Below are 19,875 nucleotides of genomic sequence, written 5' to 3' on the forward strand. Positions count from 1 at the left end.
TTTAAGGTTAATTAAAATTTATGAGCGCAGATAGCGCATTGTTTTAGAGGCATTTGGCATTAAAAAATTCTAACAACTTGTTTTTAAACTGATTATATTTGGTAGATGCCTAAAGATGTAACAACCAACTGGGAAGTAAAGAACAATGTGCAAATGAAAGCGCTTAGTATACTAGTCATTGCCTCTTTGGTTATGGCCTTGGGCTTTTTGACTTACGCGCTTCTGGGTCATCCAACAGACACTTCATTTTTTATTATTAATGGTATTCTACCTGTACTGATAATTGTTCAGTTTCTATTTTTAAAACCATCAAGCATCACGGTGACAAAAGAAGGACATCGTTTAAAAATATCGAATCATAGCCTTTTTAACAGGAAAAAATCGAAAGACCTGGACTTGAATATAGATGACGTTAAAGGTTTCAAAGTGTTAAAAGCCAGAAGCATAGTTGGAGGGAAGCTTGTTATTGAATATTCTAAAGACAACACCCTTTCATCGGTGTCTTTAAATTTGCGCAACTTTACATTTCCAAGAAGGAATAAATTGTTGCAATTAATGTCTGATACCTTTCAATGAGAAAATTAGCCAATGAAGAGTTGGACCGTAAGTCCATAGAAGAGTTTAAAGAAGCAGATAAAATCCCGGTCTCCATTTTTTTGGACAATGTAAGAAGCCTCAATAATGTGGGTTCTGCTTTTAGGACAAGTGATGCCTTTTTGATTGAAAAAATCTACCTGGGTGGTATTACAGGTACACCTCCACATCGGGAAATTCAAAAGACCGCTCTTGGTGCCACTGAATCTGTGGCTTGGGAGCATGTGCCAGAACCATTGCCTTTTCTAAAAGGGTTGCAAGCAAATGGCTATAAAATCATTAGTATAGAACAGGCAGAAAACAGCACCTCTCTTTTAGACTTTACTCCTGACAAGAGTGAAAAATATTGCCTGGTTTTTGGTAATGAGGTTTTTGGTGTTGATCAGGAAATAGTTTCTGCTTCAGATGTGGTGATTGAGATACCACAATTTGGCACCAAGCACTCGCTGAATATCTCGGTGAGTTTGGGCGTTGTGATTTGGGAGTTTTATAAAAATTTAAGCGCTTAAAAATTCAGAGCCTCCTTTAAGGCATTATATCCGCTCCTGCTTACTGAAACTTTATCCCCAGATTTTAGAATAGCGATAAAAGCATCTTTAGAGTATGGCTCCAGTTTATCAATCCCGGCTATTGCTACAATGAATGAGCGATGAACCCTCACAAACTGATCTTTAGGCAGGCTATTTTCCAAATATTTCATGGTCAGCTGTTTTAGATACTTTTTGCCCTCACTGTAAATAGCCACATAATCATCCTGAGCTTCAAAGTGACTGATATTGTCAACACTAAGAATCAATATTTTGCTGCCATTTTTAATGACAACCCTATCTAACTGCTCTTGTGCCTGCTTCGATTCTAATACTTTTTCAATAGTAGCAGCAGTGGGTTGCTTGTTCTCTACCTGTCCTATGGCTTTGGCCAGTGCTTCCTGAAACCTGGCTTTTGAATAAGGCTTAAGTAAATAGTCTGCGGCACTTTGTTCAAATGCTTTTATAGCATATTGGTCGAAAGCTGTACTAAAAATAATGATTGGCCTCTCGTCTATTATTTCCAACATTTCAAAGCCTGTTAATTTAGGCATTTGAACATCGAGAAAGATAAGATCGGGTTTATGCTCGGCTATAGCCTTGGCTCCATCAAAACCGTTGGTACATTCCGCCACAACTTCAACAGTGGAATTCTCAGAAAGAAACTTCTTAATTAAATCCCGGGCGAGTTGCTCATCATCTATAATTATCGCCTTTATCATTAAGTCGTAATTTGTGGTATTTGAAGGTGAATAGTAAAAATATTCTTGTTTTTTTCAATGGTTACCAGATCAGAAGGGCCATAAATCAGTTCCAGCCTATTTCTAATATTCATGAGTCCAATACCTTTCCCTTTTTGAGGAGCCGAGGTAGAATCATAATTATTGGTGATTGAAAGAAATAGAACACCATCATCACAATGGCACTTGGTCGATATTTCCACCTTCTCCAATTGTCCATAAACACCATATTTAATGGCATTCTCATAAAGTGGCTGAAGGATCATTACAGGTAATGAATGCTTCATGCAGATCTCATTGATATCTTGCGAAAGACTAAGTCTGTCGCCAAACCTGATGCGTTCAATATCCAGGTATAAATTCATCTGCTTCAGCTCTTCCTCAACAGTATGCAATTCTTTGTTTGATCGCCCCAACGACAAACGAAGAAAATCAGAAAGTTTGATTACCATTTCGTGTGCCAAATCGGGATTGGTAAGGGTAAGGGCACTAACAGAATTCAGACTATTAAATATGAAATGAGGGTTTATCTGCGACTTCAGCATCTCCAGCTCAGCATTTTTTAAAAGGTTCTGAAGCTGAAGTTCGTCCTTCTCCTTTTCTTTTAAATTAGTTGTGTATTGAAGCAAATAATAAATGAGCACAACAATGGTCATATAAAATGATCCAAGAAATATGTGCCAAGGCATGGCCATTCTAAAATACTCCTTATGTGAAGCATCAAAATTTACGAACTGATTTACAAATGCATCGCTGCCGAAAGTAAGGATGGTAACACCAATTAATATGGCGGACCCTTGATTGAAAATAGCCGCTGTGATGCTTTGCTTATCGTTAGAAATGTAACGAACCACGTACCAATAGGACAGACCAAATCCCATGACGGGTAGGTTAAAAATAAGGCTATGCTTAGTAGCCAGGGTGAGATTAAAGTCTAATTGAAAGACTAAAACAAAAACATGGGCAGCCACGATTGCTGCCCATGCAATTGAATAAAATAAGAGCGGTTTTCCTAAGAAGGGGTGGCGCATTTTTTACTTGTTGTATTTGATATCTCCGCCACCAAACATAACAAATCCCTTGATAATGAGTACTTTATTAGGATGAGACATCACTTTGACCGTGGAAGTTCTTTGATCACTAAAGCCTCCCAAAACTGATGTAACATCTACTTTTATCGTCCAATCCTGTGGCACTATTATAGAAGTGCCACCAAAAATTGCCAGTATGTCAAGTACATTTTCACCCTCTGAAAGGTTGGCATTTCTAAGATCTACTGATGACCCACCAAACATTGCTGAGAGTTTGCCCCCTCTGAAGTTTTGAGAATCGACCACAATCTCGCGACCTCCAAAGACGGCAAAGTCATCAACATAATCTATTTCATTTTTTTTTTCACCGTCAGCAACTTCTTTGCCACGGTTTCTTCTAAGTAATAATGATACCCCAATAGCAATAAAAACTGCCGGCCAGAGGATATGCCAGATATCCCTCATTCTAAAGTAATAGAAATCTTGCACTAAGAATAAACCACCTATTATTATGAGGATAAATCCTTCAGGCTTCTTCTTGCCTACCACTATGTAAGTACCTATAACTACCAATAACATTCTCCAAGATATCACTAAGTCAGATACCCAATAAGGTAAAATGTCCAAATTGTCCAGCAGAAGTACTGCACCAATTCCTACGAAGATGAGGCCTAGCCAAAACCTTCTGTCGCTTATATTTTCATTTCCCATTTCTTTTGATGTTTTTGTTTGTTCAATTTTACTAAGGATATAGCCGTAAAGTTTATGTCAATCGGTGAATGCCGAACTGGTATCGGTGAATGCCGAAATTAAAACAGTAAATATTACAACCTGTCTACAGGAATTATTTTCTAAATTTGCTTTCATCCTGAAATACAGAAAAGATTAACACATAATGGATTACAGAATAGAAAAAGATACTATGGGCGAGGTGAAAGTACCTGCCGATAAATATTGGGGTGCGCAAACCGAGAGGTCTAGAAACAATTTTAAAATAGGCCCGGCAGGTAGTATGCCTTTAGAGGTTATTTATGGTTTCGCTTATCTTAAGAAAGCTGCTGCTCACGCCAATCATGATTTAGGGGTACTCAGCAAAGAAAAGAGAGACCTTATATCAGCAGTTTGTGATGAGATTTTAGAAGGCAAGCATGATGATCAATTTCCATTGGTGATCTGGCAGACAGGTTCTGGAACACAATCGAACATGAATACCAATGAGGTAATATCAAATCGTGCTCATGTTCTTGCCGGAAACAAACTAGGAGAGGGTAAAAGTGATGTACATCCTAATGACGATGTAAATAAATCACAGTCGTCTAATGACACATACCCTACCGGCATGCACATAGCCGGGTATAAAATGATTGTAGAGACAACCATACCAGGTGTCGAAAAGCTTAGGGATACATTAAAGAAAAAGTCAGAGGAATTTATGTCAGTGGTTAAAATTGGCAGAACGCACCTTATGGATGCAACTCCTTTGACCTTAGGACAAGAATTTTCTGGTTACGTATCTCAATTAAGCCATGGCCTTAAGGCATTGAAAAATACATTGGCTCATTTATCAGAATTGGCATTAGGCGGAACTGCGGTAGGTACAGGTATCAATACTCCTGAAGGCTATTCAGAAGTTGTGGCCAAGAAAATTGCTGAATTTACCGGTCTCCCTTTTGTTACGGCTGAAAATAAATTTGAAGCCCTGGCCGCTCACGATGCCATTGTAGAGTCACATGGGGCATTGAAACAATTGGCCGTAGCATTAAATAAAATTGCTAATGATATAAGAATGCTGGCCTCAGGTCCAAGATCGGGTATAGGTGAAATCAATATTCCTGAAAATGAGCCTGGGTCATCCATCATGCCAGGTAAGGTAAACCCAACGCAGTGCGAGGCATTGACTATGGTTTGTGCCCAGGTAATGGGCAATGATGTGGCCATTACAGTAGGTGGTGCGCAGGGACATTATGAGTTAAATGTTTTCAAGCCTATGTTGGCGAACAACTTACTACAATCAGCCAGATTAATTGGAGATGCTTGTGTATCATTTAATGACAATTGTGCCATTGGTATTGAGCCAAACCACAAAAATATTGCAGAGCATGTTAATAACAGTTTGATGCTTGTAACAGCGTTAAATACTCATATTGGGTATGAAAAAGCGGCCAAAATTGCCAAAACAGCGCATCAAAATGGAACAACCTTAAAAGAAGAAGCCATAAATCTAGGATATCTTACTGAACAGGAGTTCAATGAATGGGTGAAGCCAGAAGACATGGTAGGTAGCCTAAAGAAGTGATTTTTTTAATTATTTGATTAAATTGACTATATTTTCAAAGTTTTATACCAACACTAAAGATAGAATGAAAAAAATAACCTTACTATTCACCATTATAATGGTTGGCGCCATAGTTTTCAATGCATCTGCTCAGATGGACAAGAAGGAGAAGAAAGAGTGGAAAAAGAAAGCCAAGGAATATGCAAAAAGCCCTGAGCAATTGAAGCAATTGGTTGATGATAACCAGGCCTTGCAAAGTCAGGTGAATAGCCTGAAAGCAGATAATACCGGCCTTCAGTCAAGAATAAGTGACAAAGATTCAAAGATTAGCGAATTGCAAGATGATATGGCCAAACTAAGAAGCGATTTAGCCGCTGCTAAAGCCGCTGCTAAAGAAGCCAAGCCAAAACCAGTAGAAATGACTGCTGGCGAGAAAATGATCGATGGTGTTGTATTCAAAGTTCAGATTGGTGCTTTTAGAAATAAAGACCTTTCTAAGTATTTTGACAATAATGAGAACTTCGGTGGCGAAAGTGCTGATGGCACTCAAAAAATAACTTTAGGCCAGTTCAGGGATTATTGGGAAGCAGATACTTTCAAGAAGTATTTGAGGGAAATGGGTGTTAAAGATGCCTGGATTGTTCCTTACAGAGATGGTGTAAGGGTAGAGATTAAGGATGTTCTGGAAGGTGTGGTTACTGAAAAGCCTGCAGATTCGGAATAATTTATTCTTAACAATAGACTTGTGAAAGCAGTACATTTGTGCTGCTTTTCTTTTTATATCAAATGCATATGGCTGAAAAAAGGTGGGTATTTAAGGACACTATTGAACCGGACGCTATTGACAGCTTGTCAAATTCCATTAATGTAAGTCAACCCATTGCTTCAATATTATTACAGAGAGGGGTAGCTAACTTTGACGCTGCCAGAAACTTTTTCAGGCCTTCCCTGGATATGCTCCATAATCCCTTTCTGATGAAGGACATGGACAAGGCAGTAGCCAGAATACTTAAGGCATTTGATTCAAAGGAGAAAATCCTGGTTTATGGAGACTATGATGTTGATGGAACCACTTCGGTAGCACTATTTTATGGATTTATCAATTCATTCCATTTCGACTCAGCCTTCTACATTCCTGACCGATATAAAGAGGGGTATGGTGTTTCCAAGCAAGGCATAGACTGGGCCAGTGAAAATGGATATTCACTTATAGTGGCTCTTGATTGTGGCATTAAGTCAAATCAATTGGTTGATTATGCAACAGACTTAGGTATTGATTTTATTATTTGTGACCATCACAGGCCTGGGGATTCAATACCAAATGCAGTTGCCGTTTTAGATCCCAAAAGAGAGGACTGTACTTATCCTTTTAAGGAGCTTCCCGGTTGTGGAATAGGCTTTAAGCTTATTCAAGCCATTGTCAACCAAAGACCCACAATAAAGGTCAATCCGAATGACTTTCTTGATTTAGTGGTTGTTAGCATTGCCTCTGACATTGTACCCATAGTTGGTGAAAACAGGATATTGGCACATTATGGTTTAATTCAATTAAACAAAAATGCGCGACCCGGACTCAAAGCTTTGATGCGCCTGGCTGGAAATAAAAAGGAGTTAACCATAACAGGAATTGTATTTGGACTCGCACCAAGAATAAATGCTGCGGGACGTATTGCCCATGCTCATGGGGCTGTTGACCTATTGTTGGCGGAATCAGAAGATGAGGCCTACCACTTTGGCGAAAAGCTGAATATAAAAAATAACCAGAGACGGGATTTCGACTCTGCCATTACTGAAGAAGCAGTTGAGATGATAGCCAATGATGTAGCCTTAATCAATGCCAAGTCAACAGTACTATTCAAAAGTGACTGGCATAAAGGTGTGATTGGCATTGTGGCATCCAGATGCATTGAAAAATACTACCGCCCAACCATTATTTTAACAGAATCTGAAGGCAAGGCAACGGGTTCGGCACGATCTGTACCGGGGTTTGATGTATATGAAGCAATAGATAGTTGCAGCCACTTGCTGGATCATTTTGGAGGCCATAAATATGCCGCAGGGCTTACTCTAGATATTGATAAAGTTAAAGAGTTTAAAGAGCAATTTGAAGCAGTGGTATCAGAAACTATTACTGAAGAACTGTTAATACCTCAAGTAGAAATAGATGCTAAAATCAACCTTGACTCTATTAGTGGGAATTTTTATAATATTCTAAAGCAGATGGAGCCATTTGGTCCTGAAAATATGACTCCTGTTTTTATGGTTGAAGATTTATATTTGGCAAGCTCTTTGACTGTCATCAAAGAAAAACATTTGAAGTTTAAAGTAGGTCAGACAAATAATAATTCCACTTTCGACTGTATTGGCTTTGGATTAGGCTATTTGGCGAATGAAATAAGTCAGGATATGTTGTTCAAAATGGCTTTTAATATTGAAGAAAATGAGTTTAGAGGAATTACAACCCTACAACTTCATATTAAGGATATAAAATTCGATTAGTTACCTTTGCGCCAATGATATTAAGATCTGAGAATTTAATTAAGAAATACAAGAAACGTACGGTTGTTAACGATGTATCTGTACAGGTAGAGCAAGGCGAAATAGTTGGGCTTTTGGGTCCTAACGGAGCGGGAAAAACAACTACCTTCTATATGATAGTAGGGCTGATTAAGCCAAATGAGGGTGAAATATTTCTTGATGGTGAAAATATCACAGATTTGCCTATGTACCGAAGAGCTAAGCTAGGCATTGGATATCTGGCTCAGGAAGCTTCTGTTTTCAGGAAACTAACTGTAGAAGAAAATATCATGGCAGTGCTGGAAATGCGAAATATTCCTAAGAAAGAGCAAAAGGAAAAAATGGAAGCCCTCCTCGAAGAGTTTTCTTTAACACATGTCAGAAAAAACCTTGGAATGGTGCTCTCGGGTGGTGAAAGACGAAGAACTGAGATAGCGAGAGCCCTTGCGGTTGATCCTAGTTTTGTGCTTTTAGATGAACCATTTGCAGGAGTTGACCCTATTGCTGTTGAAGAAATCCAAACGATCGTAGCCAAGCTTAAAACAAAAAATATAGGCATACTAATCACCGACCATAATGTAAATGAGACACTTTCCATTACCGACAGGGCATACCTTATGTTTGAAGGAAAGCTGCTGAAGTCGGGCTCTGCAGAGGAACTTGCAGCAGACGAGCAGGTGCGGAGAGTATATCTTGGTCAGTCCTTCGAATTAAAGCGTAAAATCTAATTGCCCATAGGCTAATAGTTTTCCTTTTTTTCATAATTTAACAGTTTAGGCATTTAAAAATATTCAGTGGATATATTCAATTCCATACTTACCTGGGTTATGAAAAAGCGGATACATGATATCGAGCTTTTTATTAAGTATCCGCATGAAGTACAGGGAGAAATATTCAAAAAACTAATTGAACAAGCAAAACAAACAGAGTTTGGGAAGAAGTACGATTTCAAAAGCATAAGTTCTCTTGAAGACTATAAAAACAGAGTGCCTGTACAGTCTTATGAAGAGCTTTTCCCTTACATAGAAAGGCTCATGCGCGGTGAGCAAAACCTCTTATGGCCTTCTGAAATCACCTGGTTTGCAAGGTCCAGTGGTACTACAAACGCCAGAAGTAAATTTATTCCCGTTTCCCCTGAAACATTGGAAGATTGTCATTTCAAAGGAGGCAAGGACCTGATTTCTATTTATGTCAACAACTACCCTGAATCCAAAATGTTTACAGGAAAGGGACTTGCAATAGGGGGTAGTCATCAGATCAATGAATTTAACCCTAATGAGAATTCTTATTATGGTGATGTTTCAGCTGTAATTATGAAAAACCTTCCTTTATGGGCACAATTCATAAGAACTCCCAGTCTCGAGGTGGCGTTGATGGACAAATGGGAAGAAAAGATTGAAAAAATGGCCAGTATTACTGCTGAAGAAAATGTGACCAGCCTTTCAGGTGTGCCCACCTGGACCATCTTGTTGCTTCAGAGAATAATGGAAATTAAGGGAACAAGCAATATTTTGGATGTTTGGCCAAACCTGGAAGTATTTTTTCATGGCGCAGTAGCTTTTACACCATATGAAGAGCTGTTTAAAAAGCTAATACCCAGTGACCAAATGAGGTATATGGAAACCTACAATGCCTCAGAAGGTTTCTTTGGAATTCAAGATAGAACAGACTCTGATGAATTATTGCTGATGCTTGACTATGGCATTTTTTATGAATTCATTCCGTTTGAAGAACTGGATAAAGAAAACCCAACCGTGCTATCATTGGATCAGGTAAAAGTAGGTCAAAACTATGCCATAATAATCAGCACCAATGCCGGGCTTTGGAGGTATAATATTGGAGATACGGTAAAATTTACTTCAACCGACCCTTATAGAATTAAGATTTCTGGTAGAACAAAGCACTTTATCAATGCTTTTGGAGAAGAACTTATTATTGAAAATGCTGAAACAGCCATAACAAAAGCCTGCAAAGAGACTAATTCTGTGATTGACAACTTTACTGCGGCTCCAATTTACTTTGACGAAGGAAAGCGTGGTGGCCATGAATGGGTTATTGAATTCCGTCAAAAGCCAGATAATCTGGAAACGTTTATAAAAATTTTAGATGAGAGATTGCGTGAAGTAAATTCTGATTATGATGCCAAGCGCTATAAGGACATGGCATTGCTTCCTCCAATTATTCATAGCGTAGATGAAGGAACATTTTATAGGTGGATGGAGAAAAGAGGAAAGCTTGGAGGGCAAAACAAGGTACCACGTCTTTCAAATAATAGAGATCACCTGGAAGAAATCCTGAAAATGATTCAATAAAAAAGCCCCTCTTATTGCTAAGAAGGGCCTACACTATAAACTATAATTGAAAATTAATTTTTTACTTCAATTGTGTTGTAGAATGTTTTCTTACCGCTAAGAACTTCTACATTATAACTACCAACAGGTAGTTTAGAAAGATCGAATCTCTTGCTAAAATTCAAATCACTACCCAATGAATTTTTGAAGATAATGTTACCAGCTGCATCTCTGATAACCATGGCAGTAGCCTCCTGATTTACATTTAAGTAGTTCAAATCCATCTTCTTATCAGAAACTTTAACATATGGATGGTATACTGTTTCGAAAGTAGGATGAGATATTACAATTGCCTCACTATCAATAGTAACAGGCATTACTTTGGTATATGTTTCGTTTTCCATTTCAATTGTGTATTCACCTGAAGTAAGGTTCTTCAAATCGAAACTCTTAATATATCCATTGCTGTTTGCTACATTTTCTGAGAACAAAACTTTTCCGAAGTTGTCCTTTAAACTGATCTTGAATTTTTCAGTTGCATCAGTTGCCATTCTAAGAGTCAAAACTTTAGCTTCTTTGTCAGAAACCTTTAAGAAAGGAAGACCTTTAGAAAATCCTAATAATGGTAGGAGGGTTAAAACTATAACTGCTCCAAATCTCTTTGCTTTTGTCATTTTCATAAACTTAATATTAAAAGTTATGATGCAAATGTAGGCCGGGGTATGCATGCATACTATGATAGGATTTTCCAATACCTATACTATTTTAACCCCTATGTAACATTTATGTTATATTAAGAGATAAAATTAAACAACTTTTGGTTTTATACATCGTTAAAGCAGGGTATATGTTATATAGCAAGCCAAAATTAGAGCAGATAGAACCCAGCTTTGGGAGCTCATTGCTTATCCAGCAATTCGAGAAGTCATCGCCAAATAAGGATCCGTTCTGGCATTTTCACCCGGAAGTAGAACTTGTGTACGTAAAAGGAGGAAATGGCAAAAGGCATGTTGGCAATCACATATCCTATTATCAAGATGGTGACCTTATGCTCATAGGCTCTAATTTGCCGCATTATGGCTTTACTGACAGGCTAACGGGAAATGAGTCTGAAACTGTCCTTCAAATGAAAGAAAACTTCCTTGGCCATGATTTTATTAATCTGCCTGAAATAAAGCCCATTAAAGAGCTAATTGAAAATGCCAAGCTAGGTATTGTATTTACAGGCGAGACCAAAGATAAGGTAGGAGCTAAGTTGGCAAACCTTAATAAATTACCTGCTTTAGAAAAGTTAATTGGCTTGATTGGTATCTTGAATGATATGGCAGTAAGTAAAGAATACTTCTACCTTAACCCAGAAGTTGTTTCCATGGAGGCCAATGCCATGGACTTGCACCGTACAACTCTTATCTATGATTATGTAAGAAAGCATTTCAAAAGAAATATTAGCCTTGATGAAATAGCCGAAGAATCATCCATGACCGTTCCGGCTTTTTGCAGATACTTTAAAAAGTTAACCAACAAGACGTTTACCCATTTTGTAAACGAGCACAGGATAGTGCATGCCTCCAAATTACTGACTGAAGGTATATTGAATATCACAGACATTTGTTTTGCCTGTGGATTTAATAACATCTCACACTTCAACCGACAGTTTAAAGAAATAACAGGAAAAAGCCCCTCAGAGTACAGGAAGGAATTTAAGAAGGTGTTAATGTAAAAAGAGGATGTCAAAAGTATTAAAATACGTGCTTGCGAGGATACGAAGCAATCTCATCACAGTTAGTGCCCATTTAATAGAGATTGCTTCACTGCGTTCGCAATGACGCTTACTTTTGATACCCTCTTTTGTTTTTAATTAAAGTCTTTGCCTTCTTCTAAGGTTTTAATGAAACCCTCCAAAAACTGCTTTGACTGTTCAGGTGCCATCTTTATCGCTATCCTTTCATATTTAAGCGCATTCTTATAGTCTCCCATGGCAGAGTATCCTCTTGCAAGACCATGAGGTGCCAGCCAATTGTCAGACCACTTTTTATTGGCTGCCTTAAATATTTCCATGGCCTTTGCATCTTTGTCCTGCCCAATAAGCTGTCTTCCATAATTATAATAGTTGCCAGCGTTAGCATCTGGCAGTTCAAGAGCTTCCTCCATCACTTTATCAGACTCATCATTTTTACCCATGGCTGTCAATACACCAGCCTTTAGTGCCATGGTGTTAAAGTTTTTTTGGCTAAAAAACTGTCCCTCAACAGCTGCAGAAGCGTACCTCAAAGCGGCATCCAGATGAATATTATTTTGAACCAGATAATTGGCGGCAGCCTGATATGATTGAATATTAAACCCTTCGCTACCCTGAAGCTTGGCTTCAAAATTAGCATAAACCAATTCAGGAGTATTAACCTTTATGTCGATAGGAATACGCTTCTTCTCCCAGTCAAGTGCCAAAGTTGCTTCATTTAACGAAGCATCCACAAAATGGTAGGTTAGCAAATTAGTTTGATCAATTTCCTCTGACTGAACATCTACTCTTAGGACATCATCAGCTTTATCATAAAAATAGCTGCCCCAGGCATCAGTTTCATTTGAAAAGATAAGTGTTGCTTTTCCATCTTCATAAACAGCCACATGGAAACCATACTTTCCGGCCTTAATTGGCTTGCCTGCTACTTCTGCATCTGTTGAAAATTCAATGATCGTATTTTCATTAGCCCCGGCACGCCAGGGTGCTTCTGTAGCTGTACCAAATCCTAGATTCGTAAATCCATAAGGAACAAGCTGACCCCAAATCTGACCTGAACGGTCATTGCCTCGCCCATCAATAACAGATGGTCTTGAATAAGTAACGGTGATGTCAGTTATTCCTACTTTCTGCGACACAGAAGCCGCACCACTTACTTGTGGCGTAAATACTACTCCTTGAGCCCTTATCTGGCTCGCAGCCAAAGCTGACATAGCAAACAGCCCTGTGAACAAATACTTTAATTTCATGATGTTGTGTTTTAGTTTAATTAATAAAGCAAGTTCGGACTGATATCCATTCAACGAAACAAGACCTTTGCAGTGCTGATAATTACATGATTTGTAGCCATTTATGATAAATGGTTTTAATTACAGTTTTGTGGGAGGCTACGATAAGACCTTTTTCAACGCATTATTAAATGCGTTTACTTCTTCTATTGTACCTGTGCTAATTCTCGCCCAATTATCCATAGGAGGAAAGGGTCTTCCGATAATGACATTCTGCGCTCTCATATCGCCAATTAATTGCATTGTCGGCACGCCAGCATTAAAAAAAACAAAGTTTGTATGCGATTTGATATATGATAATTTTAGCGAATCCAACGTTTTGTAAATGGCCATTTTTGCTTCTAGGTTTTTACTTACACTATACTTATAAAATTCATCATCAAGCAAAGCTTCTTTGGCAGCAGCTATGGCAAGTACATTCGTGCTTGCCATTACATTATTTTCCAGTCTTCTGGCTATATCAGGACGAGCAACTAAATACCCAACGCGCACCCCAGCAAGCCCATAGACTTTAGAAAATGTCTTGGACACTATCACATTCTTACCTTCCTTAACCAATTCAACCATTGAGGGATAATCAGGTTCGGTGATAAAATCATAATATGCTTCATCGCTAAATATGACGGCCTTATTTTCCAAAGAGTTGCAAAAATCCTTGAGCATATCTTTGTTCAAAAGTGTGCCAGTAGGATTATTTGGATTACAAATAAATATAAGTCTGGTTTTGCTGGTTACTCTATCAGCCATAGCCTGCAAATCGTGTTCAAGTTTATCATTCAATGCAACCCTGTGTACATAGGCGCCCTGATTCTCGGCATACCTCAACATAGCCTGAAAAGTAGGGTCAGCAGCTATTATCTCACCACCAGCAACGCCATAAGTTAGGCCCGTAGCACATAACCCTTCAGTGGAGCCTCCAGTCACAACTATATGATCTGCAGTAACCCCCTCCTTGTCAGCTATCAACTGAGTCAGCTCAACATTAGAAGGGTAACGGCAGCCCAGTTCAAAAGCATTGGTCATTGCCTCCCTTACCTTTTTAGAGGGGCCATACGGGTTTTCATTAAAATTTAATTTTACAGGCTCACCGTCCAAGAATGGTCTTGGTTCAATATCAAGGGCAAAGGCTTCTGTTTTAGACAGCAAGGCAGCTGTTCCTGCCAAACCAATAGATTTTAGCCATTGTCTTCTATCTATATTCCTCATAATTGCGATGGTTAAGCAATCAATATAGAAAATATATTACTGCATTGCTAATGCAATGTAAGCATCATCTAAAAATATAAAGGACTATTAATTGCTCTTCTTGGTCTTGACAAGGTATGTCTTACTTTCTTCTCCAACAGCAATTCTCTTGATGTTCTTGTGATGTGTCCACACTATAATTATGAATAAGAAAAAGCCAAAAATAATGAGCAAAGGTTCGTTTGTTTTAAATCTAGGTATGAATAACAAGAATGTGGGAAATGCTAAAGCACTTATAATGGATGACAAGGATACATACTTAGTTACTATAAGAGAAATAAGGAATACCACAATACACAACAGTGCCACCTCATAATGAATAGCGATCATCATTCCCAGAAGCGTAGCCACTCCCTTGCCTCCCTTGAAGTTTAAGAAAACAGAAAATATATGGCCAAAAACAGCTACAACACCAAATATCAACTTGAAGGTCACCAGGTTTTGCTCTTCAATCAGGTTCAACCTCAAAAGCAAAACTGCCACAGAAGTAGCAAGCATACCTTTTATGATGTCAGCAAGCATTACTATTGTTCCTGCACGCTTACCTAAAACCCTGAACGTGTTGGTGGCTCCGGGATTGCCGCTACCATGTTCACGTACATCGATACCATACATCATTTTTCCAAACCAAACTGCCGTTGGGATAGATCCAAGAATATATGCTAAAAATATACCTACAAGTAAGGGTGCTAATGCCATTTAGTAAAAGATTTAGTTTTTAAAAAATTGATAACAATAACTTCTTCGTGCGTTAACAAATATACGAAAAATGATGGGTCTTAAAAGCCATCGTCATCATCATCAAAACCGTCATCATCAGAATCGGTGGCTTCATCCTGCGGTAACTCTTCTTCTTCAACAGCGGCATCAAGGTTATAAATTTCATCAATGCCATAATACTGTAACCTAAACCTATTGATGAAATTTAAAGTTTCAGCTTTGTCTGCCGGGGCAAATACCAGATCTCCTATTTTCGCCTTTGAGCCATTGCTTTTTTTGCTAATAAGGCTATTGAAAGCATTGTTTGATGAGTACATCAAAAGCCTGTTGTCTTCAAAACTAAAGAAGTACCAGGAATCAGGGGAAGCTTTGACAAACATGTTAAGTCCTGCCGCACCATCTTCATTTCTCTTTATTTCAAAAAAACCTTCAAATGCTCCATTGATATCATTCCTCTGAATATTTGACATCCCTAATTTCCCCTCGCTATAGAAGGCCTTTTGGTCAACAGACCACTTCATATCTACATTTGAGAAAACCAGATTGGCTGATGTTTCTTTGGTAAACCCTGCCAGGGTTGTATACTCCTGTAGCGATCTTGACTCATACTCCCTTGCTGCACGCTCTCCTGCCAAATCGGCTAATTTGTAAAGCAGCTGGGTTTGATCTCCGAGACCTTCAGGAGCCCCTAAATTGGTAATTACATCTAAAAAATCAACTGCCATCATATCAAAGGCCTGGGCGGGCACCGGATTAAAGTTCATTGAAAAGAAACTGTTTAGGCTATATTCCTGATTATTCAAGTTTCCATGTCCTATAACCGATGAAATCACTGTAATATCTTTTTTAGGCTGCATAAAATTCGCCTTACCTTCAAAAATTATATCTGACGTTTTGTGATTATAGCGGAATATTTTACCCGCAAATGTCTTACCTGAGGCCTTAGCAGTATCTTCAATGGCAAACTCTTTTTTAATATTATCAAAATGCAATATGCCTGATGGCGTAAAGAAGTCCTCATCATCTGGCGTAAATTTTTGAGCAATAAAGGTGTGATAAAGGCTATTATCACCAGCAGAAAAGTGCAACCCTGCTTCTAATCTTCTCCCTTCTTCAGTTACTGCATTATCATAATTTACGGCCACCTCCGTCTGATCTGCACTACTTTCATATTGTATCCAGGTTTTATATCCCGGCTCATCAATATCAAGTTTAACGTAACCATCAAGTTCCATGGCAGGCTGGTGGGCATAAAGTATCATGTCACCCTTATAGTACATCCCGGGTGAAACAAGCAAATTCTGACCTTCAGTAACAGAACCATTGGCTTGAGTATGCTTTACAAATTGAGGTTCATTCTTTCTGGCACCAGGATTAGGAACATCCACCAAATGGAAGTTTTCCATCTTTATAGGAATAGTATCATTAAGGCTGTTTACAAACTGATAAGTGGCATAGCCAGAAAACTCATTTCTGGAAACAATATTAATAACCCCTTCAGTTAACCTGTGATAGCCATTGAGCGTATCAAGTACAATAGTAGTATTTGTAAGCTGCCCAATCTTGGAGTTTTCTAAAACAAGTACCTCATTGTTTTCAGGCGTGATTTTAGCATCTGCTACGATAATATAAGGAATACCGCTAACCTTCAGTTCTAAAGTATTAATATCATAGACTGCCTCAGTTGCCATAAAGCTCAATGAGTCAAGTTCTTCTCTGGTAGTATAGAAATATGAATTCTCAAGAGGAATATCCGCAGGCTTGGTCATGGTGATTTTTTCTTCGTTTAAATCCCATCTTGCCTCTGTAATGGAAGTTTTAAACTGGGCATATGGGAATGCTAAAGCGGCTTCACCTTCAACCTCAGGGCTTATCACCGCAAAATTGTCATCCAGGTCAAATTTCACCCTTACGTCATCACCATAAAGTGCAGATTTATCAGGGTTATCAGATTTGAGTTCAAATTGTGTATGTCTACTGCTAAAGCTATTGTGCTCTAATGTTATGTCATTGGATATAGATTCCGAACCTCGCGTTTCCAAAGTACCAGAGCCGTAAACCCCTTTACCAGTGATAATGGCCTTTCCATCCAAAGATGCAGTTTGATTATAAAACTGTAATGGCTCATCCACATTTTCAATGTACATACTATCCTTTTTAGGAAGCCAGTGCATCTTATAGTTGTTTAAGGACGCTTGGGGGAAAATGACACCATTATAATCCTCCTCCCTAATTTCCATATAATTACCCGATCCAGTTACAGAATCCGGATAGAACACAAAGTCTTTAGACTCTAAACTTGAAGTAAGGAAGTCTATCTTTCCATTTCCCCTGATACCGTCCTTGTCCAGCTTCAAGTTGTTATAAAAACGACCTTCGCCTTCATAAAGCTGGTATCCTTCTTCTGGTACCTGATGCTGAAAACCCAGCGAAAAATCTTTTTGAATTTGCAGCCGCTCCTCAAATACGGGGAACATCCCGCTAGAGATAAAGGTACCTTCAAAAGCAATGGCTGATGCGTCAGATCCTCCCAAACTATCAAGGTCAAATGGTGGTACCATAAAGTACATTGATCGGTCATAGACCCCTCCAAGCACCTGTTTTCTATCAAAATATACCACAGCTCCCTTTTCAGAATTGAATCTGGGGTAGTTTAGGTACTTTTTCTTACTCGATTTGTTTCCGGGTTTATTGACATATAATGTGCCCGATGAACTCTGAAGATTATTGGCCACTGCACCACCTCCCGTGGTAGAATCTGCCGAAACTAGGGAGTTGTCAACCTTTCTTCTCCCATTACCGCCTCTGCTGTTCTCATCTTTTACATAAAAGCGAATCGAGTCGATCTCATTAAGATAGATTAGAAAGGAGTCATATTTAAAAGTAAAATCCCTGCCTATATATTCGAAATTTCCCGCCAATACTCTTCCATTAAACGAAAAATCCCTGTCCTTTAAAAAGACAATTTCACTACTATCCGGCTGAACAATTACATTTAATGAATCACTGACTTTAAAGCTTTCCACGCCACGCACTGTCATGGCCCGCTTGCTAAAATTCAAAGTTGAGTTTGGCTTTTCATTGGTAACTGATTTTAAAATAATGTTGTCGTAATCTTTATTTCCACTTTTAGAATCATACATATGATAGGCCTTTTCTTTAAGAGTGACCATGTCTGATTGAGGATCATAGCCCACCAGACCTTTTTGCGCAAGGCCAATCATTGCTCCTCGTATAATTCTAATATCCTTTTTATAATGCTTGGCAAGGTCGGCTACATAAATCTGATTGGTGCCCTGCAGGTTGGCATAATAAATAGCTATGCTCAATGGATTAAAAGTATAAATCTTATCACCTAAAGATCTGTAATCCTCATAGTTGAAATGATCTGAAGACTCGAAGTATGCCGGCACAATATTTCTTGCCTGCAATATTGAAAAATCTATGCTGTCTGATTTTAAATCCCAACGAAGTATGTCTGCCGTAAAATCAAGGTTGAAGAATGTAGAAGTAAATGGAGTATTTCTAAACCCACCCTTGTCCTTTTGAGAAACCAGGTATTGCTTGTTATAGTCATATTTGATTCTGACTGCCGGGTGATAGATAGAGTCATTACCCTGATAAATGATTAGTGAAGCCCTGTCTGCCAGAACTGTAGAATCCTGAAATTCGAAAAGCTTTGCTTTAGCCCTAAATTTTTTAGCCGACTTATCTTGTGCTTCTATATACGAATAATCCCCCAATAAGGAAGCACTTTTCAGCCTTGCGCCATCAAGGGCGTAACCACCCTTATAAATAAAATTCTCACCAAGCCCTTTGACCCTTATATTGCTGTAGTAGCTTATAAATCTTGGGTATTTGGAATTGGCAGAATCATGTTTCACACTTTTGTATTCAAACACACCTTCTACAGGGTCATTGAGTCTTAGCTTATCAGTAAGTTTTACACTTTCCGCCTTCAACTGCGGCTTGCTCACATCAAAGCTGTACTCTGCTAAACTGGCAAATACCGTATCAGGACTTAACCCCGCCATAGACCAGTCAAACTTGCCTCCCTTACCTACGAAGGTGTTAGAGTTGACTATATAGTCGCCCGATGTATTACTTAGAAAAACGGAATCGTAGGGCGTTTTGAAATTCAACGAAACCTTCTCAAAACGAACAACTGCCCCTTCAATAATTGGCATCACAACAGACCCTCTTACCGCATCAATCATCGCCTGATCTTCATTGTAACTTTGCTCTTCGTAATCATCTACATATTCTTCCTCTTCCCACTCATCGTCATCCCACTCGGTATCCCAGTCTTCATCTGCAGGTTCTTCATCAAAATCTTCAAACCACTCATCTTCAGCAGGCTCTTCAACTTCTTCTACTACCTCCTCCACAACTGGTGGTTCTACAAACTCGAAGTAATAATCAGCATCCCCTATATAGAGATTGTTTGACTTTGCGAAGAATAAAGCCCTGTTTTTAAATAATGAATTTGAGAACCTAAGAAATTTAATGGTCTGTTCATTATCATATGTAGCGATAACACGATCTGCGGTGTTTAAATAATCCGTAATTTTCTGATTATCAGCAGCTTCTACCTGAATAGCATTGACAAGAGCTGCGCAATATACTTCCTGATAAGGACGCAGTTTATAACCCTTCGCTTCCATGGCCTGCATCTGGGTAACTACCTTCTTTTTCTGATCGTCTCCAAGCTGAGACCATATTAAGGCAAAATTATCACCTATTTCTCTCGCAGTTGCTCCTCCAGTATTATTTAGTAAAGTGCTTACCGAATCACCAAAAATGGTAATATCATCTGGCAGCACCCTTTTTTGTCCATAAATGGAAGTTGCCGTGATCAGAAAAAGACCAAGGAGATATGGTTTTAAATTAATCATCAATTAACCCATG

The 19,875-nt window shown here is 38.6% G+C and carries 16 protein-coding genes; 8 read left to right on the top strand and 8 right to left on the bottom strand.

The genetic code is table 11. The features are described 5' to 3' along the window. The first annotated feature begins 105 nt into the window (after positions 1 to 105). Both RIB54_RS21025 and RIB54_RS21030 read left to right on the top strand, forming a co-directional pair. Positions 106 to 576 carry a hypothetical protein gene (locus tag RIB54_RS21025; RefSeq protein WP_350102844.1) on the top strand — a complete coding sequence of 157 codons (471 nt, stop codon included), beginning with the start codon at positions 106 to 108 and terminating at the stop codon, positions 574 to 576. Continuing rightward, on the top strand, positions 573 to 1,103 hold the full coding sequence (locus RIB54_RS21030; protein WP_350102846.1) for an RNA methyltransferase: 531 nt from the start codon (positions 573 to 575) through the stop codon (positions 1,101 to 1,103). Before RIB54_RS21025 ends, RIB54_RS21030 begins: the two co-directional genes overlap by 4 nt. Here the strand turns inward: RIB54_RS21030 and RIB54_RS21035 are convergent. The 3 genes from RIB54_RS21035 to RIB54_RS21045 form a co-directional block, all read right to left on the bottom strand. After that, positions 1,100 to 1,843, bottom strand: coding sequence for a LytR/AlgR family response regulator transcription factor (locus RIB54_RS21035; RefSeq protein WP_350102847.1), 744 nt, complete (start codon positions 1,841 to 1,843; stop codon positions 1,100 to 1,102). The genes RIB54_RS21030 and RIB54_RS21035 overlap by 4 nt on opposite strands. Next, on the bottom strand, positions 1,843 to 2,742 hold the full coding sequence (locus RIB54_RS21040; protein WP_350102849.1) for a sensor histidine kinase: 900 nt from the start codon (positions 2,740 to 2,742) through the stop codon (positions 1,843 to 1,845). Before RIB54_RS21040 ends, RIB54_RS21035 begins: the two co-directional genes overlap by 1 nt. Positions 2,743 to 2,895: 153 nt before the next feature. Then, positions 2,896 to 3,603, bottom strand: a complete 708-nt coding sequence (locus tag RIB54_RS21045; RefSeq protein ID WP_350102850.1) for a LiaF transmembrane domain-containing protein — start codon at positions 3,601 to 3,603, stop codon at positions 2,896 to 2,898. Between the two features lie 184 nt (positions 3,604 to 3,787). On the opposite strand from RIB54_RS21045, the gene fumC reads away from it, so the two are divergent. The 5 genes from fumC (at position 3,788) to RIB54_RS21070 (ending at position 9,996) form a co-directional block, all read left to right on the top strand. Further along, positions 3,788 to 5,188, top strand: a complete 1,401-nt coding sequence (gene fumC / locus RIB54_RS21050; RefSeq protein ID WP_350102852.1) for a class II fumarate hydratase — start codon at positions 3,788 to 3,790, stop codon at positions 5,186 to 5,188. A gap of 64 nt (positions 5,189 to 5,252) precedes the next feature. After that, complete coding sequence (locus tag RIB54_RS21055) at positions 5,253 to 5,891, top strand: Ezrin/radixin/moesin family protein (protein WP_350066412.1); 639 nt, start codon at positions 5,253 to 5,255, stop codon at positions 5,889 to 5,891. 68 nt (positions 5,892 to 5,959) lie between these two features. Beyond that, entirely contained in the window at positions 5,960 to 7,666 is a 1,707-nt protein-coding gene (gene recJ / locus RIB54_RS21060) for a single-stranded-DNA-specific exonuclease RecJ (protein WP_350102853.1), read from the top strand. A gap of 14 nt (positions 7,667 to 7,680) precedes the next feature. Continuing rightward, positions 7,681 to 8,412, top strand: a complete 732-nt coding sequence (lptB, locus tag RIB54_RS21065; RefSeq protein WP_350066408.1) for an LPS export ABC transporter ATP-binding protein — start codon at positions 7,681 to 7,683, stop codon at positions 8,410 to 8,412. 66 nt (positions 8,413 to 8,478) lie between these two features. Next, positions 8,479 to 9,996, top strand: a complete 1,518-nt coding sequence (locus RIB54_RS21070; protein ID WP_502879625.1) for a GH3 auxin-responsive promoter family protein — start codon at positions 8,479 to 8,481, stop codon at positions 9,994 to 9,996. Between the two features lie 53 nt (positions 9,997 to 10,049). Here the strand turns inward: RIB54_RS21070 and RIB54_RS21075 are convergent, their stop codons facing one another. Further along, complete coding sequence (locus tag RIB54_RS21075) at positions 10,050 to 10,649, bottom strand: T9SS type A sorting domain-containing protein (RefSeq protein ID WP_350102857.1); 600 nt, start codon at positions 10,647 to 10,649, stop codon at positions 10,050 to 10,052. Between the two features lie 173 nt (positions 10,650 to 10,822). Between RIB54_RS21075 and RIB54_RS21080 the strand changes: the two genes are divergently transcribed. Continuing rightward, positions 10,823 to 11,695, top strand: coding sequence for an AraC family transcriptional regulator (locus RIB54_RS21080; protein WP_350102859.1), 873 nt, complete (start codon positions 10,823 to 10,825; stop codon positions 11,693 to 11,695). Positions 11,696 to 11,829: 134 nt separating this feature from the next. On the opposite strand, the gene RIB54_RS21085 is transcribed toward RIB54_RS21080, so the two are convergent. The 4 genes from RIB54_RS21085 to RIB54_RS21100 all read right to left on the bottom strand — a co-directional run bounded on the left by RIB54_RS21085 (position 11,830) and on the right by RIB54_RS21100 (position 19,862). Then, complete coding sequence (locus tag RIB54_RS21085) at positions 11,830 to 12,963, bottom strand: DUF2911 domain-containing protein (RefSeq protein ID WP_350102861.1); 1,134 nt, start codon at positions 12,961 to 12,963, stop codon at positions 11,830 to 11,832. 138 nt (positions 12,964 to 13,101) lie between these two features. Next, entirely contained in the window at positions 13,102 to 14,208 is a 1,107-nt protein-coding gene (locus RIB54_RS21090; protein WP_350102862.1) for a pyridoxal phosphate-dependent aminotransferase, read from the bottom strand. Positions 14,209 to 14,295: 87 nt separating this feature from the next. Then, positions 14,296 to 14,946 carry a glycerol-3-phosphate 1-O-acyltransferase PlsY gene (gene plsY, locus RIB54_RS21095; RefSeq protein ID WP_350065828.1) on the bottom strand — a complete coding sequence of 217 codons (651 nt, stop codon included), beginning with the start codon at positions 14,944 to 14,946 and terminating at the stop codon, positions 14,296 to 14,298. A gap of 80 nt (positions 14,947 to 15,026) precedes the next feature. Continuing rightward, positions 15,027 to 19,862: a hypothetical protein gene (locus tag RIB54_RS21100; RefSeq protein WP_350102864.1), complete on the bottom strand. Its 4,836-nt coding sequence runs from the start codon at positions 19,860 to 19,862 to the stop codon at positions 15,027 to 15,029. Positions 19,863 to 19,875: the final 13 nt, after the last annotated feature.

Origin of the sequence: Fulvivirga sp. (assembly GCF_040218215.1) — a bacterium.
In the GTDB taxonomy this organism is placed as follows: Bacteria; Bacteroidota; Bacteroidia; order Cytophagales; family Cyclobacteriaceae; genus Fulvivirga.